The 26,637-nt window shown below is 33.0% G+C and carries 25 protein-coding genes; 17 read left to right on the plus strand and 8 right to left on the minus strand.

Features of this window, described 5'->3' with window-relative positions; genetic code table 11:
• Positions 1–7 precede the first annotated feature (7 nt).
• The 10 genes from N4A35_03410 to N4A35_03455 all read left to right on the plus strand — a co-directional run bounded on the left by N4A35_03410 (position 8) and on the right by N4A35_03455 (position 10,779).
• On the plus strand, positions 8–313 hold the full coding sequence (locus N4A35_03410) for a hypothetical protein (GenBank protein MCT4580441.1): 306 nt from the start codon (positions 8–10) through the stop codon (positions 311–313).
• Positions 314–330: 17 nt separating this feature from the next.
• On the plus strand, positions 331–1,386 hold the full coding sequence (lpxK, locus tag N4A35_03415; protein MCT4580442.1) for a tetraacyldisaccharide 4'-kinase: 1,056 nt from the start codon (positions 331–333) through the stop codon (positions 1,384–1,386).
• Complete coding sequence (locus tag N4A35_03420; GenBank protein MCT4580443.1) at positions 1,358–2,170, plus strand: purine-nucleoside phosphorylase; 813 nt, start codon at positions 1,358–1,360, stop codon at positions 2,168–2,170. Before lpxK ends, N4A35_03420 begins: the two co-directional genes overlap by 29 nt.
• Positions 2,171–2,282: 112 nt before the next feature.
• Complete coding sequence (locus N4A35_03425; protein ID MCT4580444.1) at positions 2,283–4,109, plus strand: PKD domain-containing protein; 1,827 nt, start codon at positions 2,283–2,285, stop codon at positions 4,107–4,109.
• Positions 4,110–4,163: 54 nt separating this feature from the next.
• The gene (locus tag N4A35_03430; GenBank protein ID MCT4580445.1) at positions 4,164–4,709 is read left to right on the plus strand and encodes a hypothetical protein; all 546 of its coding nucleotides are present in this window, start codon (positions 4,164–4,166) and stop codon (positions 4,707–4,709) included.
• A gap of 87 nt (positions 4,710–4,796) precedes the next feature.
• On the plus strand, positions 4,797–6,080 hold the full coding sequence (gene bioA, locus N4A35_03435; GenBank protein MCT4580446.1) for an adenosylmethionine--8-amino-7-oxononanoate transaminase: 1,284 nt from the start codon (positions 4,797–4,799) through the stop codon (positions 6,078–6,080).
• On the plus strand, positions 6,077–7,123 hold the full coding sequence (locus N4A35_03440) for an AI-2E family transporter (GenBank protein ID MCT4580447.1): 1,047 nt from the start codon (positions 6,077–6,079) through the stop codon (positions 7,121–7,123). The genes bioA and N4A35_03440 overlap by 4 nt, the downstream gene beginning before the upstream one ends.
• Before the next feature lie 18 nt (positions 7,124–7,141).
• Positions 7,142–7,786, plus strand: a complete 645-nt coding sequence (locus N4A35_03445) for a hypothetical protein (protein MCT4580448.1) — start codon at positions 7,142–7,144, stop codon at positions 7,784–7,786.
• Position 7,787: 1 nt separating this feature from the next.
• Positions 7,788–8,204, plus strand: a complete 417-nt coding sequence (locus N4A35_03450; GenBank protein ID MCT4580449.1) for a DUF1801 domain-containing protein — start codon at positions 7,788–7,790, stop codon at positions 8,202–8,204.
• 16 nt (positions 8,205–8,220) lie between these two features.
• Positions 8,221–10,779 (plus strand): DUF1963 domain-containing protein, encoded by a 2,559-nt coding sequence (locus N4A35_03455; GenBank protein ID MCT4580450.1) that lies wholly within the window; start codon positions 8,221–8,223, stop codon positions 10,777–10,779.
• A gap of 8 nt (positions 10,780–10,787) precedes the next feature.
• On the opposite strand, the gene N4A35_03460 is transcribed toward N4A35_03455, so the two are convergent.
• The 6 genes from N4A35_03460 to N4A35_03485 form a co-directional block, all read right to left on the minus strand.
• Complete coding sequence (locus N4A35_03460; protein MCT4580451.1) at positions 10,788–11,402, minus strand: DUF2459 domain-containing protein; 615 nt, start codon at positions 11,400–11,402, stop codon at positions 10,788–10,790.
• Between the two features lie 72 nt (positions 11,403–11,474).
• Positions 11,475–12,458, minus strand: a complete 984-nt coding sequence (locus N4A35_03465) for a DUF4349 domain-containing protein (protein MCT4580452.1) — start codon at positions 12,456–12,458, stop codon at positions 11,475–11,477.
• A 130-nt stretch (positions 12,459–12,588) separates the two neighbouring features.
• Complete coding sequence (locus N4A35_03470; protein MCT4580453.1) at positions 12,589–13,947, minus strand: TolC family protein; 1,359 nt, start codon at positions 13,945–13,947, stop codon at positions 12,589–12,591.
• A 2-nt stretch (positions 13,948–13,949) separates the two neighbouring features.
• A complete protein-coding gene (locus N4A35_03475) occupies positions 13,950–15,305 on the minus strand; it encodes an HlyD family secretion protein (protein ID MCT4580454.1) in 1,356 nt (451 codons plus the stop codon).
• A gap of 2 nt (positions 15,306–15,307) precedes the next feature.
• Positions 15,308–16,975, minus strand: coding sequence for an ATP-binding cassette domain-containing protein (locus N4A35_03480; GenBank protein ID MCT4580455.1), 1,668 nt, complete (start codon positions 16,973–16,975; stop codon positions 15,308–15,310).
• Positions 16,976–16,979: 4 nt separating this feature from the next.
• Positions 16,980–17,696 (minus strand): TetR/AcrR family transcriptional regulator, encoded by a 717-nt coding sequence (locus tag N4A35_03485; protein ID MCT4580456.1) that lies wholly within the window; start codon positions 17,694–17,696, stop codon positions 16,980–16,982.
• A 122-nt stretch (positions 17,697–17,818) separates the two neighbouring features.
• Between N4A35_03485 and N4A35_03490 the strand changes: the two genes are divergently transcribed.
• A complete protein-coding gene (locus tag N4A35_03490) occupies positions 17,819–18,769 on the plus strand; it encodes a hypothetical protein (protein ID MCT4580457.1) in 951 nt (316 codons plus the stop codon).
• The gene (locus N4A35_03495) at positions 18,766–19,314 is read left to right on the plus strand and encodes a hypothetical protein (protein MCT4580458.1); all 549 of its coding nucleotides are present in this window, start codon (positions 18,766–18,768) and stop codon (positions 19,312–19,314) included. Before N4A35_03490 ends, N4A35_03495 begins: the two co-directional genes overlap by 4 nt.
• Before the next feature lie 25 nt (positions 19,315–19,339).
• Here the strand turns inward: N4A35_03495 and N4A35_03500 are convergent, their stop codons facing one another.
• Both N4A35_03500 and N4A35_03505 read right to left on the minus strand, forming a co-directional pair.
• A complete protein-coding gene (locus N4A35_03500) occupies positions 19,340–20,008 on the minus strand; it encodes a DUF2490 domain-containing protein (protein MCT4580459.1) in 669 nt (222 codons plus the stop codon).
• A gap of 1 nt (position 20,009) precedes the next feature.
• Complete coding sequence (locus N4A35_03505; protein ID MCT4580460.1) at positions 20,010–20,576, minus strand: hypothetical protein; 567 nt, start codon at positions 20,574–20,576, stop codon at positions 20,010–20,012.
• A gap of 147 nt (positions 20,577–20,723) precedes the next feature.
• On the opposite strand from N4A35_03505, the gene N4A35_03510 reads away from it, so the two are divergent.
• From N4A35_03510 to N4A35_03530, 5 genes are all read left to right on the plus strand, one after another.
• Complete coding sequence (locus N4A35_03510; GenBank protein MCT4580461.1) at positions 20,724–21,623, plus strand: NAD(P)/FAD-dependent oxidoreductase; 900 nt, start codon at positions 20,724–20,726, stop codon at positions 21,621–21,623.
• Between the two features lie 89 nt (positions 21,624–21,712).
• On the plus strand, positions 21,713–22,285 hold the full coding sequence (locus N4A35_03515) for an AraC family transcriptional regulator (GenBank protein MCT4580462.1): 573 nt from the start codon (positions 21,713–21,715) through the stop codon (positions 22,283–22,285).
• Between the two features lie 86 nt (positions 22,286–22,371).
• Positions 22,372–23,634 carry a permease gene (locus tag N4A35_03520; protein ID MCT4580463.1) on the plus strand — a complete coding sequence of 421 codons (1,263 nt, stop codon included), beginning with the start codon at positions 22,372–22,374 and terminating at the stop codon, positions 23,632–23,634.
• Positions 23,635–23,780: 146 nt separating this feature from the next.
• The gene (locus N4A35_03525; GenBank protein MCT4580464.1) at positions 23,781–24,488 is read left to right on the plus strand and encodes a pseudouridine synthase; all 708 of its coding nucleotides are present in this window, start codon (positions 23,781–23,783) and stop codon (positions 24,486–24,488) included.
• A gap of 2 nt (positions 24,489–24,490) precedes the next feature.
• On the plus strand, positions 24,491–26,635 hold the full coding sequence (locus N4A35_03530; GenBank protein MCT4580465.1) for a PrsW family intramembrane metalloprotease: 2,145 nt from the start codon (positions 24,491–24,493) through the stop codon (positions 26,633–26,635).
• The last annotated feature ends 2 nt before the right edge of the window (positions 26,636–26,637 follow it).

Below are 26,637 nucleotides of genomic sequence, written 5' to 3' on the forward strand. Positions count from 1 at the left end.
AGAATCAATGCAACCGAGTAACCATAAATTATTAAAAGAACTTCAATGGATAGCACTTTCTTTTGGTATAACACTTATTCCTATTCTATTCTTATGGATTATATATGGTTCTTCTATTGAAATAAACAATCACGATACCTTTTTTGTAATACCATTATTCGAATTATTTCTAGCAATATTTTTTATTCTTTCAATCATAATTAACATTGTAAGAATATTCAAAATGAAGCTCTCCTCTATTCCGTTTTTGATTACGCTTAGTCTTCAATTAGTTTTTGCTATTGGGATTATTATGTTAGCTATTAATCAATAAAACACTACTTTTACGGTATGAATCAATGGAGAAAAATACTGCTCTACCCTTTTGGAGCGCTTTACCATGCTATTACAGCTGGCAGAAATTTTCTTTATGATACACAAATAAAAAAATCGACTAAATTCGATCTTCCGATTATTTGTATTGGAAATATAGCGGTTGGAGGGACAGGTAAAACTCCATTGACAGAATACATCATTCGTCTACTACAAAAAGATTATCAAGTTGCTACGTTGAGCCGTGGCTATGGACGAACAACCAAAATTTACACAGAAGCAACAATTGAGAGTAGTTCAAATGAAGTTGGGGATGAGCCAGCTCAATACAAACGTAAGTTCCCTAATATTCCTGTAGTAGTAGAAAACAAAAGAGTAGCTGGTGTTCAACAATTAATGGTTAACCACCCACAAACAGAAGTAGTTTTATTGGATGACGCCTTTCAGCACCGCGCTATTGAAGCTGGGTTTAATATTGTAGTAACTGATTACAACAATCCACTTGCTTCCGATTATTTGCTACCAGCTGGAAACTTACGAGAAAGTAAAACAGGAATAAAACGAGCTGATGCCATCATTGTTTCCAAATGCCCTGCCAATCTATCTGATACAGCGCAACAACAAATAAAAAAACGTTTACGATTTCACGCTCCTCAAAATATTTACTTTACGACCATTCAATATGGTAAAACCTATCATGTTTTTGATGGAACTCCCCTCCCATTTTCACCTAAAGAATCTACCGTTTTACTCGTTACTGGAATTGGCAAACCTAAACCATTACAAGACTATGTTAAAGCACAATTTAGAGCAGTAAAAGTATTAAGCTATGGAGATCACCATGAGTTTAGTTCTGAAGATATTGACACTATACTTACACAGTTTAATAAAATAGCTGCCCCAAATAAACTAATTTTAACCACAGAGAAAGACGCTTCTAGACTCTTAAAAATCAAAAGATTAAAAACATTGCCCCTATTTTGTATTGAAATTGAAGTTGATTTTCTAAATAAAAAGGATAAATTTAACGCACAAATTGAAGAATATGTTAGAACAAATAAAGCAAACCGCTGAGTTTTTAAAAGAAAAAACTCAATTTTCTCCGTCTGTCGGAATTATACTTGGAACTGGTCTTGGAGGCTTAGTTAACGAAATTGAAATCGAACACGCTATCCCTTATGAAGAAATTCCAAATTTTCCTGTTTCTACAGTTGAAGGACACTCAGGAAAATTAATTTTTGGACAATTAGGAGGAAAAAATGTAGTTGCTTTACAAGGACGTTTCCACTTTTACGAAGGTTATACCATGAATGAGGTGGTTTTCCCTGTTCGTGTGATGAAGTTTTTGGGAATTGAATCATTATTTGTAAGTAATGCCAGTGGAGGTGTTAACCCAGACTTTGAAGTTGGTGACATTATGATTATAGACGATCATATCAACCTATTCCCTACAAATCCATTAATTGGAAAAAATTACGAAGAACTAGGCCCACGTTTTCCTGATATGAGTGAGCCTTACGATCATAAAATGATTGAATTAGCAGAAAAAATTGCTGCTGACCATGATATTTATTTAGTAAAAGGCGCTTACGCCGGTTTAACAGGACCAACTTTAGAAACGCCTGCTGAATACAAATATGTAAGAGCAATTGGTGCCGATACTGTAGGAATGAGTACTGTTCCAGAAGTTATTGCTGCCCGTCACATGGGAATCCCTTGTTTTGGATTTTCAATTATCACTGATTTAGGTGTACCTGGTAAGATTATCGAAATGACACACGAAATTGTTCAAGGAGTTGCTGCTAAAGCTGAACCAAAGATGACACTAATTATTAAAGAACTCTTACAGAAAATATAAGTTCAATTATCTTGATTTATTAAAAGGATTAGCATTATTTGTTAATCCTTTTTTTGTTAAAAATAGCTTGTTAGTTTATAAAAAACTTAATTTTGACGAAAATAAATAAGTTATGATTAAAAATACTACTCTTATTCTTGGTGGGTTATTGACTGTTTTAACAAGCTTTGGCCAAACTTGGATGACTGTCTCTTCTGGACTGAATGATGTTGGAAGAGTTTTGTTTAACGATACCACTAATAACCGTTTAATTATTGGTGGAGATTTTAATGCTTCAGGAGGAAATCTTACGCCTTTTATTGCTACTTGGGACGGAAATTCTTACGGAACCATTGGTGGTGGGTTTAACGCACCTGTAAAAGCTATCGCAATGTATAATGGGGAATTATATGTTGGTGGTGATTTTACCATGGCTGGAAACGCAAACATTGCTTATTTAGCAAAATGGCAAGGAAGCTCTTGGGTGGCTGTAGACACAGCTGTTAATGGAAGTGTAGACTTTTTAAAAGAACACCAAGGTAAACTATACATTAGTGGAGTTTTTGATAAAGTAGATACTGTACAGGCAGCAACTGTAATCTTTAACGGAACTAATTTTTCTACATTTTCTGGAACAACTAATTTTGAGAATAACTTAAGAAACTATCGTCTAAGAGATGTTGAACCGTTTAATTTTAAAACTTACTTTGCCTTTGAAACAGTTGGCTTAGTTGAGCATAATGGTTTTTCATACTTAGATGTAACAACCAACCAAAGTTCAATAGTTGATTATGTCAACCTTATTGACATCTATGCTTTAGAAGCCTGGGATAATAAACTATACTATGCCGGAAAACATCATAATGGAGAATCTTCGGCCTATAACTTAGGTTATTTTGATGCTACTAATTCTAGGTATGCTTCTGCACAATCTTGTGGAGGATTTGGTTATGGAATGGAGGGCTATCCCCAATCTTTTATCAATGATATCATTGGAGATCCTAACTATCTTTATGCTGGAGGAAACTTTTACGAAGCTGGATGTCCTACCCCAAGTAAAGACAATATTTTTAAATTTCAAGAAGATATTTCTGTTACACATTCCAATCACTTAACTAACATGGGTACAGGAACTAACGGCGACGTACTTGATCTAGAACTTTACAACAATGAACTCTATATTGTGGGAGACTTTACACAAGCAGGAAGTACCAATTCTAACTTTATTTCAAGATGGGCTGTTCCTCCTCCAGTTGCCAATTTTAATACTTCAAGTGCTACTACAATTTGTGAGGGAGAAAGTGTTAATTTTACAGATCAGTCTTCGAGTTCAGCAACCACTTTTTCATGGAATTTTGTAGGAGGTACCCCTTCTACATCAACAACGCAAAACCCTACAATCGTATACAATACTTCTGGGTCTTATGACGTTTCTTTAACTGCTGCGCATAGTACAGGATCAGATCAAGTTACACAAAGTAATTATATTACTGTCAACCCTAATCCTACTACACCAACCATTTCTTATCTTTCTGGAAATTTAACTTCTAATGCCTCTGGAATGAGTAATTATCAATGGTATCGAGATGGACAGACTATTGCTGGAGCAGGTTCACCAAATTATCAAGCAGCCGAAAATGGAACCTACACACTAGAAGTAACCAATTCTTATGGATGTAAAGCTATTTCCAATGGAATCACAGTAATGGATACCAAAATTGACGAAAATAGGAATAATGCTCTTGTTACTGTATTCCCCAACCCTACTTATAACAACGTTAATATAACGGTTAACACACATGAAAATTACACGATTCAACTATACAATATTTCGAATCAGTTAATTTACAGTGAACAAAATGCTACTCAAATTGATTTATCTAAAATGAAAACTGGGGTTTACACCTTAGTTGTTAAAACAACAAAAGGAATTACCACTCAAAAAATTGTGAAAATTTAATTTAAAATTAAAAAAATGCATAATTTTGGCGCGTAAATTGTATAGAAGAAAAACATGAATAAATTTAAATCACTTTTCGTAATTATTACATTGGCTTTAGTTACATTCTCATGTGCTAAAAAAATTCCTTATTCCAAAGAAATTGAAAACAAATATGGAATCACGGAGAAAAACCTTGGGCAATTACAATTCTATTTAGTTAATGACATCATTTTAGTTTCTGATGAAAGTTCTAACAACAACAGTACAGACTTGGATGAAGATGGGCATATTATTGTTAAAGAAGAACTGAACACAGATCGTATTCTAATCAAAAGTGGGACACGCGGTATTTTTGAAAAGAAAATGGATGGAAATAAAATTAGCATTAGCTTTGAAGCAGGAGATGGAAGACATCTAACTTTTGGAGCTTCAACTGTTAGAGGACGTTATATTATCCAAGCTTCTGAATGGAAACCAGATGGTTCAGGAATTGTTGAGTACGCTAATCGTAAATATAAATTATCAAGAACTAGTTCAGGAGCTTACATTACTGTTAAGCTTAAAAAGACCAAGCAACTGAATAATAGCAGTAGAATTGCAAAAGGACGTAAAGTTTAAGTTCTATTATATAGTACAAGAATTTGAAAAAGGTATTGGTTTTGAATCAATACCTTTTCTTATTTTTACACTAATATTTTTTAAATCATGGAAGAATCAATTATTAAGCAAGAAGATAGAGCGCATGTATGGCATCCGTTTGATCAAATGAAAAATGCCAATATTTTACCTATAGTACGAGGAGAAGGTACTTATGTTTATGATGAACATGGGAAAAAATATATCGATGGTTTTTCTAGTTGGTGGGTCAACACTCATGGACACTGCAACCCTCACATTACCAATGAAATTAGTAAACAGGTTCAATTGCTAGAACATGTGGCTTTTGGTGGTTTTACGCATCCACAAGCGGTACGTTTAGCCAAACGACTTTCTGAAATTACTCCTCCAGCTATTCAAAAATTCTTTTTTTCTGACAACGGCTCTACTGCCAATGAAGTTGCGTTAAAAATGGCAATCCAATATTGGTATAACAAAGGGGAGCAACGAAATAAAGTCATTGCTTTAAAAGGTGATTATCATGGCGATACCTTTGGGAGTATGAGTGCAACCAATATTGACAACATGAACACCCCTTTCGAACCATTATTATTTGAGAGTATCTTTATTGATCCTCCCCAAAAAGAAACGATTGCTACTACCCTTTCTACGTTAGAATCACATCTTAAAACGGGAGAAGTCGCTTGTTTTATTTACGAACCATTGGTACAAGGAGCTAGCGGAATGTTGATGCATGATGCCAAAAGTTTATCTCAACTTTTAGCCCTATGTAAGCAATATAATGTGCTTACAATAGCTGATGAAGTTTTTACTGGTTTTGGTCGGACAGGAAAACTCTTCGCTTCTAATCACTTGGAAGAGCAGCCTGACATTATGTGCTTATCAAAAGGGCTTACAGGTGGTTTTTTAGCCTTGGGAATAACTGCCGTTACTGACGCTGTATACAATGCCTTTTATTCTGATGATAAAGGCAAAACTTTTTTACATGGTCATTCTTACACAGGAAACCCAATAGCTTGTGCTGCGGCTAATGGAGCTTTAGACTTATTTGAAGAACAACATACTTGGGATAATGTTGAACGTATTGCGATACTACAACAAGAGTTAACCCATAAACTCAATCAACACCCACTCATTAACGAAGCACGGTGCCTGGGAACTATAGCCGCTGTAGAATTAAAAACGTCTGAAGCAACTTCTTATTTTAATACTAAAGGAAAGGATGCTTACCAATACTTTCTTACTAAGGGAATTTTATTGCGTCCATTAGGAAATGTAATCGTTATTGTTCCGCCTTATTGTATTTCAACGGATGATTTACACTATATTTATACTACAATTGAAGCGTATTTAAACCTCGAAAAAGCATGAAAGTCATCAAGTTAGCAAGTTTATTCTTGATTATTGGAGCCATCATTACTCTTTTAATCATCACCAAGGATATTTTAATTCCACTAATACTTGCTGTAATTATTTGGTTTATTGTCAAAGAGATTCGTAATTTCTTTGATAAAGTCCATTGGATTAAACGCTATATCCCACGCTGGATAAAAACAAGTTTAGCTTCTATTCTAGTCTTTGGGGTAATTAGTTTTTCTATTTCTATACTTGCGAGTAATATCAATGAATTAAAAAACTCTATCCCTATTTATGAAAATAATGTTGAACACGTTGCTCAACTCATCAACACTACATTTTCGATTGATATTGAAGATCTATTTGCTGATTTTTTTGTGGATTTCGACTTTAGTGAAATTATTAAAGATATTGTCAATTCAATCAGTACAGCCTTTGGAACTGTTTTTATGATATTAATTTACGTCCTCTTTATCTTTATGGAAGAATCGGCCTCTAGTAATAAACTGAAGTACATCTACTCTACTCCAGAATCGTATGAAGAGGCAAAAGCATTATTAACAGATATAGACCATTCTATTAGTAGTTATATCACCCTAAAAACTTTGGTCAGCTTAATTACCGGTACATTAAGTTATTTTGTTTTATTGATCATAGGTATAGATGTTCCTTTATTCTGGGCGTTTTTAATCTTTTTATTAAATTTTATCCCAACTATTGGTTCTTTAATTGCTACGCTATTTCCCACTGTAATCGCACTCTTACAATTTGGAGAATTTACTCCTTCGCTTTTAATTTTAACTTTGGTCGGTGCCATTCAAGTTGTTGTTGGTAATATATTAGAACCTAAAATTGTTGGAAATTCCCTCAATGTAAGTTCGCTAGTTGTGATTCTCTCCTTAACAATCTGGGGAAATATTTGGGGAGTTTTTGGAATGGTTATCAGTGTTCCAATTACCGTAATTCTAATTATCATCTTATCCCGATTTGAGAGCACTAAAAATATCGCTATCTTACTCTCGGAAAAAGGAAAAATAAACGAACTTGTTAAACCCTAATCAATAATACATACCAACATGGCACATTCAACAGACTTACTGGACAACAGTTTAGAAGAAACAAACATCAACGAATTTAACTACCCAATTTCTTTTGAGTTTAAAATTGGAACGATTTCCAATGATTTTACTGTAAAGGATGCCAACGGGACTACCTTAGCTTATGTACGTCAAAAGATGTTTAAGTTTAAAGATGCCATTCAAGTTTTTACTAACGAACAGAAAACAAAAGTTGCTTATACCATTAATGCTGATCGAATTATTGATTTTAATGCTTGTTACAGCTTTAAAAACGAACATGAGGAAGAACTAGGAAAAGTTGGAAGAAAAGGGATGAAATCTTTATGGAAAGCTAGTTACGATGTATTTACGCACGCCAATGATAAAGAATTTCAAATTAAAGAGGAAAACCCTTGGGCAAAAGTCTTTGATTCATTACTTGGTGAAGTTCCAGTAATCAGTATGTTTACTGGGTATTTATTCAACCCTAAATATATCGTTGAAACCAATGAGGGAAAACCTGCTGTACGCTTAACAAAAGAGCCTTCTTTTTGGGGTAGAAAATTTAAACTCGAAAAGTTGGGAGATATCAGTAATGAAGAAAGCGAGCGTATTATCCTTTCATTAATGATGATGTCATTGTTAGAACGAAGAAGAGGGTAATATGGCGGGATTAGTGACCAAAGAGACCAACAAAAGTGTTACTGACTTTATTGAAAGTATAGCCAACAAATCAAAACAAGAAGACAGCAAGACCTTGCTACAATTGATTGAAAAAACAACAGGATACCCTCCTAAAATATGGGGAGATAACTTCATTATTGGTTTTGGAAAGTATACATACACTCGAAAAAATGGAAAGGAAGAGTTTGAATGGTTTAATGTAGGTTTTGCCCCAAGAAAAACTAAAATAACCGTGTATTTAACCATGGACATCAGCCAAGAAACGGAACTCCTCTCCCAATTAGGAAAATGTAAATGGGGAAAAGGATGTTTGTATATCAATAAGCTGGCTGATGTTGATCTTGCTATTTTAGAACAATTGATAAAAAAAAGTAAAGCTGCTCAATGGCACACTTAATTATTAATGGCCTACCATGAAAAATACTATTTTCAACTTTAATGCTCCTCCAAATTTTGAACCTACTGTTGATACTTCTATAAAAATTCGTTTGACTAACCATAGTGAACAGTTTGATCACCAACCTCCATTTATAGATATTTCGCTCAACAAAATTGAACACATCAAAACACAGAAAGGGGCTAATTTTCTTGAACAATACATTACATGGACTGAAGGGTTTCAGACACAGGTTATTTCAAGTCGAATCATCGAATTTGATGCTTATAAAACCTACATTGTAGAAACTCATACCAATGCTTTTTTCCAAGACAACCACTTTAAAATTAACTATTTTAATGCGTGCTTAATTTTAGATGAGACGTGGTGTTTAGAATTTCAATTTGTATACGAAACCAAAAACACAGCAAAGTATCAAGCGATATGCGAAGCCACTTTTCAATCTCTTACCGTTATGGGAGATGCCTCCGTGTGGTCAAGTTCTTTCGAACAAGCTGTACTCGAAACACAGCAAAGTTATGAAACAGCGTTTTCTCAACAAGAAGAGAAACAACCACTAGACATCCCTTCTTTCCAAATCCCTAAAGATGGAAAAGAGTTTATTCAAATCGATGAATTTGAGTTTACTTTTATTGAAGAAAGCTGTTATTGGCACACGGTTGACTTTAGTCATAAATTATACATTCAAATTAAAGCAAAAGCAATTGACATTGAAGCAGCTAAAGCTTGTGAATTGTTAGAGTATGGTTATGAACTTGAAGATGGAGAAATTCAACTTTCATTTGATTCTAATAAAATCTTTCAGCATGGTATTCCTACTGGTGAATTTACCTTTGAAGATGGAAAATCGGGTGCACCACATTATCTTCATTTTCGCAATAAGGGTATTGGTTATGATTTTTACGGAACAACCACATTACAAAATGGTTGGTTAGGCATCAATGGCCTTTTTAAGAAATCATATCAAGATGAACCCACTTTTAAAATTAAATGCTATATACAACTAGATCCGAGTAAAATTAATTGGATTAGCTATCAATTCACTTTGAAAGAAGCCCTTCAAGCTGCTCCTGACCAGGTTGAATACTTATGGATAAACAATTGGACTAAAGCTTCTTTTCCTAAGGAGATTCTTCTATTTAAAAATTTGAAAAAATTAACGATTCATTCTCCATCCAACCACGCTAAAGAAACCGTTGAAGCGTTAACTGAAATTGATGATGCTATTGGTAACTTATCACAACTAACCGAATTACATATTAGCAATACTTCTATTCAGCACCTTCCTGAATCAATAGGAAAGTTAAAACTACTTGAGCGAATACACATTTCTAACAATCAAATCACTACCCTACCTAAAAGTATAGTCACACTTCCTAACTTAAAGTATTTATGGGCTAGTCGTAATCAAATTCAAACGGTTCCAGAAAAGATTGAACTAGCTCAAATCATCAACATTGATTTATCAAACAATCAACTTAAAACCTTACCTGAAAGTTTGGCTACTCAACCTTTATTAAAAACCATCAACATTGACAACAACCCATTAACCAACTTACCAGATACTTACAATAATATTGAACTCGAACTGAACATTGATGCTAAACGTAGGTTACTCAATTATGACTACCTAGGTGCCGATAGGAAAGGAACTGTTTCCTGGGAAAACACTTCGTTTTTAGCTCAGCATGACACTCAATTATCCCATCAGTTTAAACAAGCTATTCAGGGTACAGTACTAGAAAAACATCAAAAAGCACTTGAGCTATTGGCATTAAAAGCGGTTTGTATTAACACTACTGAAGCTGACAATTATTCACAAATTGGAAACACTCGATTTGGTGGTTTGCCTGATTTACCGCTTGGAGAAAATTATCCATCATGGCATTATCAATACGATGAAGAAACTACTGATTATCACTTAATCTTTATTGGACAACTCAATTGTGAAGAGTTAGCTCCTTATCAAGACTACCTCCCAAGAACAGGCATGCTCTACTTCTACTTACAAGATGAAGAAAGCTTTAACTGCAAGGTTATTTATCATCCTAAACATGAACTCCAATCGGCACTGAATTTAAAAGAACAGGAACTTACTTTTTATGACAGTATTGAACCATACCATCCCTTTAGGGTAAAACTCTCTTCTTTTGTTGCGCTCCCCTCTTTTTACTCCGATGAATATTGGTACCAATTTGTAAATGCACCAGAACTTAACAACTTAGAAGATTATAATCATGAAGATCATAAAGCCTTTACAGAGGAAGTAAGAACACAACTTGCAAAAGCATTAGGTAAAACTGGAGTATACAGAGCATGGAACAACTGTTATTATCAAGATGAACATCACAGTATCAATGACTATGTCTTTACCCAACATGAATCCCCTCAGGAACAAGCAGCATTAAAACACAAAGGAAATCCTGAAGATTGGGTGCTTTTATTAAAAGTATGCTCAGACAACAATACTGGTTTTTGCTTTTGGGATGCTGGCGAACTTTTTTTCGTTATCCATAAAAGTGATTTAGCAAAAATGGACTTTAGCAATGTATATGCTTGTATTGAAAGCAGTTGAAAATAGCTTCAATTCTGATGTAATGTTATTAAACGATAACTAAATGGCGTCCATAAACTTGCTTTAACATTGGCTTGCTTTAGGATACTATTCACCCATGAATTACAAGTAAAAAAACAAGAATAACTTCCTTTAGCTTGGTAAAAAAAATCCGAACTCCCATATCCTTGAATTGGTTTTAGATTACTGGGATTGAAGTAATTTAGTATATTTCTTTTTATACTTATTAATTGCTCTTCTGTAATTTGAATTTCTGTCCAATTATTTTGAATTTCATGGTATTTTGTAACATGTAACAGTGTTGGACTCTCAAGAAACAAAGCGTTAAAAGCTGTTTTGATTTTTAGATTACTAAAAGATGGCGTGTTTAAATAAAAGTCTTTATCCCCCCATCCTATTGCTAGATAGTTACAATCGAGGTTAAGAAAATCAAATTCATTATTGGATAAAATCAAGTCTAAATGCACCCCGTTTGTTTTAATGTAAATACTGTTGTCCCTTTTATTTTCAGAATCAAGGTTTTTTGTATTTACAGTAATGTGTGTAAATAACAATGCAACAACTAAATAGACTACTGGACTTAAAGCGACAGCAAACACTATCCTTTTGAATAACTTTTTCATACCAATTCTTATTTAAGTAAATTCAAGACAACGCTCTTCATTTTAATTATCAAATGAAGAGCGTATGTATATTTATGCTTTGCCTTTTCTTCTTTTATAAACTACCCAAGCAACAACTAGTGCGAGTATAACAAACCAAACATTTGCCAACTGTACAATTATAAATAATAAACCATTAAACCCATTCACTAAACTTTCCCAGAGTTGTGTAAAAAAAGAGGGCTCAAAATCCTTTATATTCAATTCATTTTCTACTAATTCTTTATCTAAAGAGGCTTCTTGATAAAATGTTAACTGCACAGTACTGTATTCAACTTCAAAATCTAATTCCATATTTCTAATTAGAGCTGCATCTTTTTGACGTTGTTTTTGCAACATCCTATCGTGCGCATCTACAACTTTATTCATTTTATCCTTCTGATTTTTTATTGCCTTTGATAATTTTTCATGATATTCGGTCAAACGTTGCTGCTCTAAGTTATTTTTTAATTCTCTTAGGCTAATTTCATTAGCTGTAACAATTCGTTCATCTAGAAACTTAACTTTTGGAGCGATCACCTTTAACAATGAATCCAGTTGAGTATTAGGAATTCTAATCGTCATATCATTGTTTACTCGATACCTAGTAATACGTAAAGAAGAATCTTTACTTACAGCAATTTTCTTAACACTCTCAATGTCACTATACAACTTTGTATTGGTTACTATTCCACCTAGATTCACTACCGCATGTTCGAGGTAATGTGTCGTATTTCTTACTTTACATGTTTTAAATCTAATTTGTGCTTTTCTAATAAAACGTAAGTTGCCATCATTTTCTATACTTGCCGCTAATGAACGAACTCCATCTTGATGGTTCTCGGCAAATATTTCCTGTTCGGCTGCTTGACTATTCCCCATAGCAGCATCATCCATTTTCGCTATTTCTTCATAAACAGCCTCTTCCATTTCTGCTTGTGGGGCATACGACTTTGCTTCATATTGATCATATTGACTTCCGCATGAAGTAAATCCTAAAATGATAAAAAGTCCGATTGTTTGAATTGTTGTCTTCATAATTTTGTGTGTTTTTTGATTACACTCCAAAACTAAGTACACAACAACGTCAATTCTTGTAAATCACTAGTAAACAGTACTGTAAATCATTTTACAATCTATTTACAAAAGAAAATTATACCGAAAAGGATTATAATTTCACCAATTGATACTTCAATTCAGCTTGAGCTAACCAATTTCTAAATTGAACATCTATTAACTTAATTTGAGACTCAATATAATTTTGTTCTCGAACATTAACCATAAACAAAGATGATTCTCCAATATTAAAAAGTGTTTGTTCAGCTTCAAATATTTGTAAATACATCTCGGTAGATTTTTCTTGAATAAGCATTTGATCTTTTGATGATGTTAATTGATTATAAGCAGCTTCCATCTTGTATCGAATCATCGCTTGTTTATTTAAAAGCCCCATTCTTTTTTGCTCTAATTTGATTCCTGAAAGTTTAGCCGAAGCACGTTCTTTTCGAGTAAAAATTGGGTAGCTTACTTTTGCTCCCCAGTTATAATCCTCAACATTATAGGAAGTATTTGCTGAAAGCGAGTTATACTTTAACTGGACAGTTGGTTTGAGATATTCTTTCTTTAGCTGTAAATCAATTTTACTAATTTCAACATCATTTTCATACATTAACACTTCTGGATGTGTTTGAGATAATGTTACAAAATTTAAAGTATCATTCTCTCCTACCTCCATATCCAAGAAAGGTTCTATTGTTGATGCAAGTTCTAAAGGAACATACCCGTCTTGCCATAAAAAAGTATTGACCCACATTCTCTTATTCTTTTCTGCAACGCTAGCTTGCTCCTGTTTTAAGCTACGATCTTGTAATTGGATAGATACCTTAAGTGTATCTAATGCAGGTTTTTCTCCTCTTATAACACTCAATTGAATCGCATTTAATCGCTCTTCAGCATTTGCAACTGCTTGACTATAAACTTGAAGCTTTCGATATGCTTTTTGCCATTCAAAATAAGCTTGTGAAGCATCAAAAACTAATTGATTTTGGATAACCTGCTGTTCTAACAAGGTTGAGTTTTGAATGATTTTAGCTTGTTTTAAATCAGCTCTTCGTTTATCAATAAACAATCCTTTTCCTAAATTAACTGTCACACCTGCATTCCACAGCCCCTCAGAAGGTGTATAAGATTCTGGGTTTAATAGATAGCCATCGTTTTCATTATAGCCTCCATGGAGACTTACACCAAACCAGGTTGGAATGACTAATCCTCCATTGATATAGCTATAATACTGCTTTTCTTCAAAATACTTTTGAGAGATATCCCCTTTTAATTTAGGATCAAAACCACCTCTAGCTTTCTTTAACTCTAATGCTCCCTTTTCTCCTTCCAATTGAGCAGTATAAACCAAAGGATGATGTTTTTTTACAACAGCAATATAATCTGTATAACTAAAAGTTACAGCAGTATCCTGTCCGAATAAAGACAAGCCCCCCAATAAAAATATAACGAACAAATAGTTTCTCATTCTTACTTCTTTTTAAGGTTTTTTGCTTCTTCTTCTTTTACCTCATAATATTCAGGAGGGAAACCGTTAATGTTTCGCCATAACTCATACCAAACTGGAACATCTTTTAACAACATTAAATTGGTTGCCCCAGAACCAAACCTCAAGTCATCAGGCCAGCAGTGATCTGTAGAATCTTCCCTAACTAAAACTCTATACTTACCATTGGCACTTATAAATTGGTCAATTGCATATATTTTCCCTTGGAATGTACCATAACTTGCACTTGGCCATCCAGAAAAGACGATAGCTGGCCAACCATCAAACTGAATATTCACGTGTTCTCCTTTTTTAATTAAAGGAAGATCAATAGGTTTTACGTATAACTCAACTGCTAAATCATAATGCTTTGGCATCAATGTTAGAATTTGTTGCCCCTCTTTAATCACTTCTCCTATTCCACTGATAAAAGTTTTGGTGATATAACCATCTTGTGGTGCGGTAATAAAATACAATCCGTTTCTAAACTGATAGTTACTGTATTGATTCTTTAGTTTATTGATATTGGTTTCCGTATCTAGTTTTCGAGAAACTGTACTAAATCGTTCTGATTCAATTTTATTATAGTCTGATTGAAACTTTACTTCAATATTTGACAACTCTACTTTTAAATTTAATACTTCATTTTGGCTGTTCAGGTATTTATTTTTAGCTGCTAATTCATACGATTTAGTCTCCTGTTTCTTTACCCTCCTTTTTTCTAAGTCGATTTTTGATTTTAAACCTATTGCATATAAACTATCAGCTCTATCATACTGTGCACTAGCAGTAGTATAATTTAACTTCGCCGACTCAAAATTAATGCTGTCATTTTGTACTTTCAAAATAGCTTGTCCTAACTTGTTTTTAGCCTGAGTTAGTTTAAGGTTCATCTGCTTTTGAAGCAAGTCTAATTGATTGGTTTGAATAGCTATTTTATCTCCATACGCTTTTACAGACTCTTCTTTTAACTCAATTTGATTTTTAGTTCGCTGTAGCAATTCATCATCAAAATAAGCATCTTTAATTTCCGATATTTTTAAGATAGTATCTCCTTTATTCACATAATCCCCCTCTTTAACATACCAGTTATCTATTCGACCTCCTATTATCGAATTTAGGCTTTGTGGACGTTGGTCAGGTTTCAACGTTGTGATATATCCTTCTGAACGAACATTTTGTGTCCACGGTAAAAATAAAACGACAAAACTTATCACTGTAAATCCAATAATTATTTTTCGTAACACTCTACTCGAATGCTTTTTTTCGACCTCACTTAATGTTCTATAAGCTTTGGGTAAAATATATTTTGAAACACTATTTTCTGAAATGTTTAACATAATTAAACGATTTTACGTAATGATTGATTTTCAACTAAAACTACCTGATTCACTTTGTCTCTCAAATAGCCATCTCTTGAAGCAATAACCAGCGTCCAAGGATTAGACTTATCTGTAAGGAACTCCATTATTTGCTTACGTTCCTCTCCTACTAATGAAGAGAAAACATCTTTAACCAATAATAACTTAGGTTTATCTGCTATACTTCTTGCTAAAATTAACTTGTCGACAATACCTTTTGAGAATTGTTTTCCTTGAGGGAAAATCTTAGTGTCATATCCTTTATCTAAAGATTTAATGAATGAACTCAAGCCTAACTTTTCGATTGCCCATTGAACATTTTCAAAAGTAGCACTAGGCCTACCCATCGTAATGTTTTCTAAAAGAGTCCCCTCAAACAACAACTCATCCATTAGACAATCTCCTATAACAGACCTTAAATATTGTGGATTATAGTTAGAAATTGGTAAATTATTGATAACAACAGTTCCTTTTTTTACTTTATAAAGTCCAGCTAGCAAATACAATAAAGTCGTTTTACCTGAATCACTGCTTCCAACTATTAACACACTTTCACTAGAATCAATTTCAAGGTTAACATTGGAGAAGATATTGTTTTCTTGACCAGGATATCCAAAATCAACATTTTTAAACTCTAATGACAAACCTTTATCTAGATTACAGGTTTCGATTTCTATTCCTTCACAACGCTCTATTTCAAGATCAGATACCTGCCCTACTTTTTCTAATGCAGTGAGTACGTCATAAATTGTCTCTAAACTTAAAATTAATTTTTCTACAGCTCCTAATACTAAAAGAATAATAATTTCAGCAGCGACGAATTGTCCTAAGTTCATTTGTTGCTCCATCACCAAAATACTTCCTACCACTAATAATCCTGACGTCACCAAAACCTTGAAGACTACCATCAAGATGTATTGGTATTTTAAAATGGTAAAGTGGTTTTCTCTTGCTTCGATGTACTCTCCAACATATTTGTCGGTTCTTAACATTGGAAGTTCCGTATTACCAGCTAATTTAAAACTGATACTTGTTCTGGCCAATTCCTCTAACCAATGTGCAATATTGTATTTATGTTTCGATTCTTCCAAACTTGTATCCAATCCTCTTTTAGACGTTACCTTAAAAATTGAGTACACTAAAACAATTAAAATCAAGCTAAAAACAATAAAAAATGGATGATAAAGAGATAACAGTAGCAATCCAAATAAAGTTTGTACTGACGCTGTTGAAAAATCAATCAATACCTTAGACAATCCCTTTTGTACTGAAACTACATCAAAGAAACGGTTCATTAATTCTGGAGCATATTGTTTAAATAAAGCTTCCAATTTAATTTTGGGAATTCGAAAAGCAAATTCAAATGCTGCTCTTGTAAATATTTTCTGTTGTAAATATTCTGATATTCTAAGTTGTTGGATTTGTAGGATACCTGATATGACTACTCCCAAGATCACTAATGTAACCAATACAATCCAAGATGTACTCATTTTTCCTCCTTGTATCAAGTTGATGATCGATTGGATACCTATTGGCAATGATAAATTGACAAGTCCCAAAAAGAATGCATAGATATATACATTTCTAATTTCTACCTTATCGGGTTTAATCAATAACCAAAAACGGTTTACTGGACTTAATTGACTCATGTTATTATTTCGTAATTTCTTTAATGACTAATTCTTTATAAAATGTTGTTACTGCATCTTCACCTTCAACTACATCTGTTAAACGTGGTAAATGTTCTGCAAAGAAGCGTTGATGATGCGCTCCTTCTATTACTGTTGACACCAACATATGGGGGTATTTAAACGCTGAGTTGATTTCTAAAATAATTGATGAAACTCTAGCTACAACGTCTTTATATTTTAAAAAATATCCCAATTCATTATCCTTATCTACCGCCTTATTTAAGTATGCTTTTGAGGACTCGCTAATTACAATTCTATTTAATAAAACTTCATTGATTTGCGAAAATGTAGAATCCTCTTTAATCTCTTCTGTTAACACATTAATTGCTCTCTCCAGACGTTGAATTGGGCAATCAACATTAGTTAATCTTAGCAGCAAACGATATTCTTGCCATCCCCAATACCAGTGCACTAAATAGATCAACACATGATGTTTACTCTCAAAATACCGATAAATTGATGCTTCTGTTGAAGTAATGTGCTTTGCTAACTTTTTAAAGGTGAATTCCTCAAAGCCAAGCTGTTCAATTAATTCAATACTCCCTCCAATAATCTTTTTTCCTAATGTGGAAGAATTAGGATTTTTGAGGTACACATTCTCATTGACGTTAATACTTAAATTAGAAAGCCGATCCATTGTTAATAATTTTGGACGCAAAAATAATAGTATTACTATCATAAACAAAAGTAAAGCCTACTTATCTATCATAAATCTTGTTAAAAAATAAGCACATAGATAGAAAAACTTAAAAAAAACCAACAACAACTCATCAATAAACAAATAATTCTATCTTTGATTGAGTGAAGGCTAGCGAACGACAGTTATTTGATCAACTACTTGAAAGGGTGGCTCGAAAACTTAGGGAAAATCATCCTGAGGTAAGTCTTCCTATTCAAGAATGGAAAGGGGAAGAAATTGCTCTATTTCGTGAAGACCTACAACAAAAAGTATTAGGTTCTATTAGTGAAAAGTGGTTTTATACACACATAAAAAAACAACAAGATAAACTTCCGAGGGTAGATACATTAAATCTTTTTGCTAACTATATTGATGAAGAGAGTTGGAAAGCTTTTTCATACAAATATACGACAAATGAAACCTCCGAAATTAAAGCTACAACAAAAATACCTCCCGTACCTATAACTCCTGAGCCACCTAAGAAAAGCCTCTATAAAAAATATTTAGTTTTTGGTCTGAGTACTCTAGCAGTACTATTTATGATTATAAATTGGCTTCCTACAACCCCTACTCACTATCGTTTTTGTTTTATTGATCAAAATACACATTTGCCAGTTGTTGATTCTTTCTTAGCAGTAAAAGTCATTAAAACTGATGAATCTCCTGTTTTTAAACCATTGTTAACCAATTGCTTTGAGGGAACTGGTCAAGAGGTTGAATTTGTAATTAAAGGTCGTTTTTATCGACCACTTCACATCAAAAGAACAATAACCAAAGAAAGTTATGAAGAAACCATTTTTATAGAACCTGATGACTATACAATGATGTTACACCTGTTTGCTAACTCTAAAGTTAAAGACTGGAAAAAGAGGCGTCAACAACTTTCAGAAATGATGTCGGAAGAATTAAAAGCTTATGAGATTAGTGAAGATGGTTTTACCATTGCGATTTTAAGTAAGAAAGAGTTTATCAACAAACTCACTTTACCTACAAGAGGCTTACAGAGAACGGAAATCATCAATACCATTTATGATGGGGAGAAAATTTCAACCATTAAATTCCTTGAAAGATGAAAAGCTTAATGAACACATATCAAGTTTTAGCTCTAGGAATATTCATTTTACTTTCTAGTTGTTCCGCTCAGCACGACGAAAGTAAAGCCTATGCTCCGTCTCTAGAGTTTGAAGAAGCGACTGCTATGGAAGAAGCCAAAAACGATGATGTTATGCAAAAAGAGCTGACTTCCAATGCAACTTCCTTTACTCCTAAAAAATGGAGAAAAAAAGCCCAACAACAACTTGAAACTTTGGAAGATCTAATTAAAATAAGCCAAGACCATACATTGGAAAAAGAGTTTAAGACAGCTATTGAGGAAGAACTACAGAACCTCTACTCTTCTCTTGATTCTAATGACTATTTTAAAGCGCCAATGCAACTAAAATTCAAACACTTTAGCGTTTCGGATAGCAGTAATAATGATACCATCAGAATTGACTTTAAAAACAAAAAGGATAACTTAAGCGCTTTCTTTTTAGTCAACAGAACTGAAAAGCAATTTGGAAACTCTTCTGAGTTAGTTGAAGAAATTGAACTTATAACGATCAAAACTACTCCTTGATAAAGTATACAACTCCTGTAAAACTTTAGTTCAACTTATAATAGACTCCAATTAAGAGCCATAAATTTTGATTTTTTGATACTTCTGTTAAATTTGAGAGTCGATAATCTATCCCCAACTCTAATTTAAGCTGATCGGAGACTACATAACCATAATTTGGTGAACATCGATACTCAGCTGAAAACTCTCCATTAACCAATATATTTAACAACTCGTTATTTAGCTTTATATAAGCCTCTTTACGATCTAATACAGCTCCATTTAATGGAATCTGCATTCCCAAACGGTAACGTAAACGATGGACTATTGCATCCCCAGAAGTTTGATCTAGCCTTAAACGATGTGAAAACTTAAATTGATTGTAGGTATTAAAAAAGACCAACTGCTCTATTGTCCTTACTGCCCATTTTCCATCTCTAAAACGTACTAGACTACCTACTGAAAGTTTAGAAGCAACTCCTATTTTATGAGCATAAAGTAAACTACAATCAGAAAGGATGTACCGATACTTCAATTCCTGATCTACAGAACTCAACATTCCAAAACGTTGTTGTGTTGCAAAATTTAAACTATTTCTTCCCTTTAATTTGTATGTCAAGTTAACTGAGGGTAAATTACCATACGCCCAATTCCCTTGCGCTAAGACTTGAGCGCACATCAAATAATTGGCCATTAAAAGGAGTACTATTTTCAATCTAATATTCAAGGTGCTCTGTTGAGTTTAATACAATTTTATTCCTACTGATTAACTTCCCTTTTACATCAAAAAAACATTCATAAAGTGCCCCTCCATCAGAAGAAAACCCTTTTATAATCAATTCATATCCCGACACATAACCTAACTCTCTTAAACTATCTATTGAATACAGATACTTAACATCCCCCTTTAATTGCTCTTGTATTTTCTGAATTCTAAAGCGTTTGTAGTTATCAGAAAGTGTTACATTTATTTGCTTTAAAATTGATGCCGGGAGCTCTGCTTTATTGACTAGGACTTCAATATCTTCTAATTGACCTAAGGTGTCAAATTCTACACTGTACTTTTTTTTATCAATTTTAAATTTGGCTTCAATTGAAATCCCTTGAAAACTTTCTTCTTTATACCATTTCAACTGTTTTATTTCTAAATCAACATCAATAAAATCTAGTGCGCGTTTAGGTACTTCTCTAGATTTCAATCGATATTCTCTTTCATACTTTACTTGACCAAAAGCCAAATTTAAAGCAAACATAAAACTTAAGAATATACTAATACGCTTCATTACTAAGTAATTTCCAAATAAACTTATGCAAAGTTAATCAATTATCTTTTTGTTTAATTTAATTCATAATTGTCATTTTTTAAGCAGACTATTACTTTTATTAATTAAATTTGTAACATAGTTGCATATTAAAAGCAATAGATAGCAATGAATCACTTTGAAGTAATAATAATCGGAGGAAGTTACGCAGGTCTTTCAGCTGCGATGTCTTTAGGGCGTTCACTAAGAAAAACACTAATCATCGACTCTGGAAAGCCTTGTAACAGTCAAACTCCCCATTCACATAATTTTTTAACACAAGATGGAAGCCCCCCAAAAGAAATCTCAAGCATAGCAAAGGATCAAGTATTAAAATACGATAGTATAACTTATTATGAAGGATTAGTTATAGACGCTGAACCTGTAGAAGATGGCTTTGAAATAACTACCTCAAATGGAACTATTTTTACTGCAAAAAAAATAGTTTTTGCAACTGGGATAAAAGATAAACTCCCCAATATAAAAGGCTTTGATCAGTGCTGGGGAATATCAGTTGTACATTGTCCTTATTGTCATGGTTATGAAATCAGAAATAAAAAAACTGCAATAATCGCTAATGGAGATAAAGCTATACATCTTGCCTCTTTAGTCCATAATTTAACACAAGAAATCACCATTATAACATCTAATCTAGAACAGTTTAACAAAGAACAGTTAGATAAACTTAGTAAAAATAGCATCAACGTATTTGAAAAGGAAATAACAGAAATAATACATAAAGATGGAAATCTTACCCATCTCATTTTTAATGATGGAAGTAAAAAGGCTTTTGAAGCAGCTTATGCTGCTGTTCCCTTTGAACAAAATACTGAACTTCCCCAAAAACTGGGTTGTAAATTCACAGAAACAGGACATATAGAAGTTGATCTTATGCAAAAAACTTCACAAAAAAATGTTTTTGCTTGTGGAGACAGCACTACAATGATGCGTTCTGTAGCAACTGCTGTATATGGAGGAAATATAACAGGCGCAGTGATAAACAAAGAGTTTATAGAAGAAAGTTTTTGAAGTAACAAAATCCCCCTCTAATCATCATTCTTTTGTCAACTCTAGTACTAGAAGTTCCATCAGATAATACAATTAACTATCTTTGTATTATGAACTCAACTACGCTACATATCAAAAACATGGTTTGCAAACGCTGCATTAAAGTTGTTAGGGATGAATTCGTAAAATTAAATTTAACAGTTCAAGAACTCGAACTAGGAAGAGTAACTGTTGCTTCACAGTTATCTTCAAGGCAAATTGAAGCTATTAGACTTGCTCTTGAAAGCAATGATTTTGAATTAATACTGGATAAAAAAAGTCAATTGATTGACCAAATAAAAACCATCATTATTGAAAAAATACATTATTCTCAAAATGTGTTAACACCAATAAATAGTTCAGATTATATTGCCCAAGAATTAGGGTATGATTACTCTTATCTTAGTCACCTTTTTTCGTCAACCGAAGGTATTACCATTGAGAAGTACATCATCAATCAGAAAATAGAAAAAGTAAAAGAATTGATTGCCTATAACGAACTTTCTTTAAATGAAATCGCATTTCAATTAGGATATAGTAGTGTTCAACACTTATCTGGCCAATTTAAAAAAGTAACAGGAATGACTCCATCCAATTATAAAAAACTCCAAGAAAATAGTCGAATACCTTTAGATGAAATCTAATCCAAAAAAGATATAACTCTTTTCTAAAATGGTGTAATACTCCTTTCAAGATTTCTTGCTTTTTTTGCATTATCTAATTTTACACCATGCAAATACAAGAATACATCCTTAAATTTCTGGCAGACTTTTTTAAGATTTTAGGAGAAATGGCTCCATTCCTTCTCTTAGGCTTTCTCTTTGCTGGTTTACTTTACGCCTTTATTCCACAAAAAAAAATTGAACGTTATTTTGGTGGAAGTCCATTAAAATCATCTGCCTTAGCCTCTATTTTTGGTATTCCTCTTCCACTCTGTTCTTGTGGTGTAATTCCAACAGGAATGGCTTTTTATCAGAATGGTGCTTCTAAAGGTGGTACAGTCTCTTTTTTAATTTCTACTCCACAAACAGGAGTTGACTCTATTTTAGCATCCTTTTCTTTGATGGGGTTGCCTTTCGCTATCATTAGGCCTATTGCTGCTCTTGTAACTGGAATAACTGGTGGGTTTATAACAAGTGTAGTCACACAAAACGAAGCAGAGTCTAGAGTTTTTGAAGAACAAGCAGAGCAGCCAACAACTTTTTCTGAAAAGCTTATTAGTGCTTTTCGTTACGGTTTTATAGCATTTATTCAAGATATTTCTAAATGGTTAATTATCGGTTTAGTATTGGCTGCAATTATTTCAGCACTAATCCCAGATGATTTTTTTGACCTACTAAATCTCTCTCCTTTTGTGCAAATGCTTTTAATTTTGGTAGTTTCTATTCCACTTTATATCTGTGCTACTGGATCTATACCTTTAGCTACTATTCTCATTTTAAAGGGGGTTAGTCCTGGCGCTGCTTTTGTATTATTAATGGCTGGCCCAGCTACTAATGCAGCTACAATTACAATGATTGCTAAAGTATTGGGTAGAAAAAGTTTATTCGCATACTTAGGGTCTATCATAGCTGGAGCGATAGGTTTTGGACTCATCATAGACTATGTTTTACCTACTGAATGGTTCACCATTATCGCACAACAACATTTAGGACATGATCACTCTGGAGCATTAGACTGGTGGCAAATTACTTCTAGCATTCTTCTTATTGGTTTAATCCTTAATGGATACCTCCAAAAATACCTCCAATCAAAAAACAATAATCCAATTCATATAAACAACAACACTATGACCACAAAAACAATTAAAGTAGAGGGAATGACTTGTAACCACTGTAAAGCGAATGTTGAAAAGAACCTTGAGAAACTACCTTTCATTGATCATTTACAAGTCAACTTAGCCGATAAAACAGTCACCTTAGAAGGCGATAATATTGAGCTGGATAAAGTCAAAGAAACCATTGACAACCTAGGGTATCAAACGATTTTATAAGCTCTTGAAGCTACAGTATATAAGCTGAGGTTATTATTTCTACTTCAGCTTATTTTATTTGAATTGCTCTAAATATTGAATAACAACACTCAATTATATAGTTAGAATAACTTAAAAAGAATTCTATTCTCCCTATATTTGTGGAAATGGAGCAGGACAAGATTGAGATTATTTACGAGGACAAATATTGTATTGTCGTTAACAAACCTAACAATGTTTTGATTCACCAATCTCATTATGCCCGTAACATCAAGGCCCCTACTTTAATTGATTTATTAGAACACCAATTCAATCAGCGTTTCTATCCTGTTCATCGTTTAGACCGAAAGACCTCTGGTATTTTATTATTTTGTAAACAAAAAGAAAACGTTGCGGTATTCCAAGAGTTATTCACCTCAGATAATATAGAGAAAAGATATTGGGGAATTGTTCGCGGTTTTGCTGCTCCAAGTGGCAAAATAGATAGTCCTGTAAAAAACCCAGACACTAAAATCTATAAAGATGCCTTAACCTTTTATAAAACACTAACCTCTATCCAGTTGGATATTCCAGTGCATCCTTATCCTCAATCAAGGTATAGTTTAATTGAACTAACCCCTAAAACAGGTAGGATGCATCAATTGAGAATACACTTAAACAAAATAAGTCATCCATTGGTTGGAGATTATAAATATGGAGATCGTTTTCACAATAGGATGTACGAAAACCAATTTGATTGCCATAACCTGTTCCTACACGCTATACAATTAAGCTTTACCCACCCTTTTACAAAGGAAGATTTGGTACTTAAAGCATCTCTTAACAAGAATTGGGAGCTTATTTTTGAACATTTTGGATGGGATAATCTTACTTAAACATGGAAATACTCTACCTAATATTAAATATTGCCGCTGTTATTTTATTAAGCATATTGCTGATAAATATTTTCAAAACATTTATTCAAAAGAAACATTCTAAAAAGAGAAAAAGAAACACACTTTTGGTATTAATCTTTTTTACAGTTATTGTTTCTGCTCCTCTGTATTTCTCTAAAGTTTATATCAAAGATTTAAACCTAAACACAACAGAAAAACGGATTAATCATTATTCAAAATACCAAAAGTACCTCACTTTAAATAACATTTATTTTGATAGCTTATTATCTGACTCTAATAACATTGATTTACACTACAACTATGTTTACACTCTTGAGCAACAAATCAATAAAAACAGTAAACACTCTCAATATAACCCCAGTGGAATAAATGGTGGATTCTATTCAAACAGACTCCTAGAATACTACAATTACTACATTCAAGACACTATAGAAATACGTAAAAATATTGGTCATCTCTTTTCTGCTCAGCATTATATTGATTTAAGAAATACAACAGAGGCTATTGAACACCTCAATTTGGTTACTGATACCACATTAAAATACTATAATTACCTGAAAGGAAAAGCTTTTGCTAAAACCTACTATTCATTTAACTATGCTGAAGCCGAATACTATTTAAAACAAGGCTTGAAAGACTCAATTCAACAAGCTGTTGATGAGTTGGCTGGACTTTATTTTTATTTTAGAAAAAACGAAAAACTAAAGGAACTTGTTTATAATAACAAAAAGAACCCTGCATTAAACTCCTTTTTTAAAAGGATTACCTATATGCGTTCAACTCAATACTTGTCTTATTGGGAAACTGTTTTTAAAAATCGTTTTTCTAATATTAGTTTCTGGGGAACAATTTCTGCTTTAGCTATTTTATGCATTTGGTTGTTTTATCTGGTTAGCATTGATATTTACGAAGCAGAAAAATGGTATCACATCCTCTTTACTCTTTTGATGAGTATGACGACTATTTTTTTAGTTTTTCCACTATCCGATACACTTTTAGATGTTATAGAATATTCTCCAGCTGGTGGACCTGTTTATTCTTTTTTCCACATTACTATTTCAGTTGGAATGGTAGAAGAATTTGTGAAAATACTTCCTGTAATCATCTTATTAAGGTTTACTAATGCGATTAATGAACCTTTCGATTATATCTTATACGCTTCAATTTCTGCACTTGGCTTTGCTTTTATTGAAAACCTATCTTATATACAAGACCATTCACTATACAACATCAATGCTAGGGCCTTAACGGCATCAGTATCACACATTATTGACAGTTCGACGATTGGATATGGATTGATGTTAGCGAAATACAAGTATAAAAGTCATTCTTTTATAATCTTCCTTGCTTTCTTTTTTCTTGCCAGTCTTATGCATGGGTTTTATGACTTTTGGCTACTTGAAGACAGTGTTCAAAGCTATGAATGGATTACTTTGGTATTCTATATATTTAGTATTCATATTTGGCACATTTATGCTAACAACACTTTAAATATCTCTACATTTTTCCATCCTAATATAGAAATACAAAATGACAAAATAAGAGTCTACTTAATTTTTGCTTTAGTAAGTCTTTTAATGTTTTCCTACTTAATAAATGGTTATACCAGAGGTAAAATGTTTGGTGATCAATATTTACTCAATTCAATTATTTACTATGGGTACTTTATCCTTTATCTAGCTATATCTTTAAGTAACTTTAAGATTATACGCGGTTACCTCTCTCCCTTTGGTGCTCCCTTACTTCTATTTATCCCTAAGCTTAAAAGAGTCACTAATTTTTCTGGTTTACATATTAAAATTGCCCCTTCTAAGAGACATGAATTCCGACCAAAATATGCTGAATTACGGCCGAAGTTTTTTTCAAATGGAACGTTACAGCAAAGAATTGTAGTTGACAATAACTTAGAAGCATATGTAACAGCATTGCACCAGACTATAAATTTTGGCGACTACATCAATGACTTAGTCATTATATTTCCACATTCAAAAAAGAAAAGCTTTAATGACGATTCAAACATTCTTATTCATGTTTATTTAATTCCAAACTATGAACTATTGGAGCAACCAATTTTAAAGAAAGATGATTTTGAATATTTAGGTTGGGCTATTTCAAAAAAAATATAGTT

The sequence above is a fragment of the Flavobacteriales bacterium genome, assembly GCA_025210295.1.
Classification (GTDB): domain Bacteria; phylum Bacteroidota; class Bacteroidia; order Flavobacteriales_D; family Parvicellaceae; genus S010-51.

Coding starts and splice junctions, on each gene's coding strand:
- N4A35_03410 (MCT4580441.1), top strand. CDS start 8: ATGCAACCGAGTAACCATAAATTATTAAAAGAACTTCAATGGATAGCA.
- lpxK (MCT4580442.1), top strand. CDS start 331: ATGAATCAATGGAGAAAAATACTGCTCTACCCTTTTGGAGCGCTTTAC.
- N4A35_03420 (MCT4580443.1), top strand. CDS start 1,358: ATGTTAGAACAAATAAAGCAAACCGCTGAGTTTTTAAAAGAAAAAACT.
- N4A35_03425 (MCT4580444.1), top strand. CDS start 2,283: ATGATTAAAAATACTACTCTTATTCTTGGTGGGTTATTGACTGTTTTA.
- N4A35_03430 (MCT4580445.1), top strand. CDS start 4,164: ATGAATAAATTTAAATCACTTTTCGTAATTATTACATTGGCTTTAGTT.
- bioA (MCT4580446.1), top strand. CDS start 4,797: ATGGAAGAATCAATTATTAAGCAAGAAGATAGAGCGCATGTATGGCAT.
- N4A35_03440 (MCT4580447.1), top strand. CDS start 6,077: ATGAAAGTCATCAAGTTAGCAAGTTTATTCTTGATTATTGGAGCCATC.
- N4A35_03445 (MCT4580448.1), top strand. CDS start 7,142: ATGGCACATTCAACAGACTTACTGGACAACAGTTTAGAAGAAACAAAC.
- N4A35_03450 (MCT4580449.1), top strand. CDS start 7,788: ATGGCGGGATTAGTGACCAAAGAGACCAACAAAAGTGTTACTGACTTT.
- N4A35_03455 (MCT4580450.1), top strand. CDS start 8,221: ATGAAAAATACTATTTTCAACTTTAATGCTCCTCCAAATTTTGAACCT.
- N4A35_03460 (MCT4580451.1), bottom strand. CDS start 11,402: ATGAAAAAGTTATTCAAAAGGATAGTGTTTGCTGTCGCTTTAAGTCCA.
- N4A35_03465 (MCT4580452.1), bottom strand. CDS start 12,458: ATGAAGACAACAATTCAAACAATCGGACTTTTTATCATTTTAGGATTT.
- N4A35_03470 (MCT4580453.1), bottom strand. CDS start 13,947: ATGAGAAACTATTTGTTCGTTATATTTTTATTGGGGGGCTTGTCTTTA.
- N4A35_03475 (MCT4580454.1), bottom strand. CDS start 15,305: ATGTTAAACATTTCAGAAAATAGTGTTTCAAAATATATTTTACCCAAA.
- N4A35_03480 (MCT4580455.1), bottom strand. CDS start 16,975: ATGAGTCAATTAAGTCCAGTAAACCGTTTTTGGTTATTGATTAAACCC.
- N4A35_03485 (MCT4580456.1), bottom strand. CDS start 17,696: ATGATAGTAATACTATTATTTTTGCGTCCAAAATTATTAACAATGGAT.
- N4A35_03495 (MCT4580458.1), top strand. CDS start 18,766: ATGAAAAGCTTAATGAACACATATCAAGTTTTAGCTCTAGGAATATTC.
- N4A35_03505 (MCT4580460.1), bottom strand. CDS start 20,576: ATGAAGCGTATTAGTATATTCTTAAGTTTTATGTTTGCTTTAAATTTG.
- N4A35_03510 (MCT4580461.1), top strand. CDS start 20,724: ATGAATCACTTTGAAGTAATAATAATCGGAGGAAGTTACGCAGGTCTT.
- N4A35_03515 (MCT4580462.1), top strand. CDS start 21,713: ATGAACTCAACTACGCTACATATCAAAAACATGGTTTGCAAACGCTGC.
- N4A35_03520 (MCT4580463.1), top strand. CDS start 22,372: ATGCAAATACAAGAATACATCCTTAAATTTCTGGCAGACTTTTTTAAG.
- N4A35_03525 (MCT4580464.1), top strand. CDS start 23,781: ATGGAGCAGGACAAGATTGAGATTATTTACGAGGACAAATATTGTATT.
- N4A35_03530 (MCT4580465.1), top strand. CDS start 24,491: ATGGAAATACTCTACCTAATATTAAATATTGCCGCTGTTATTTTATTA.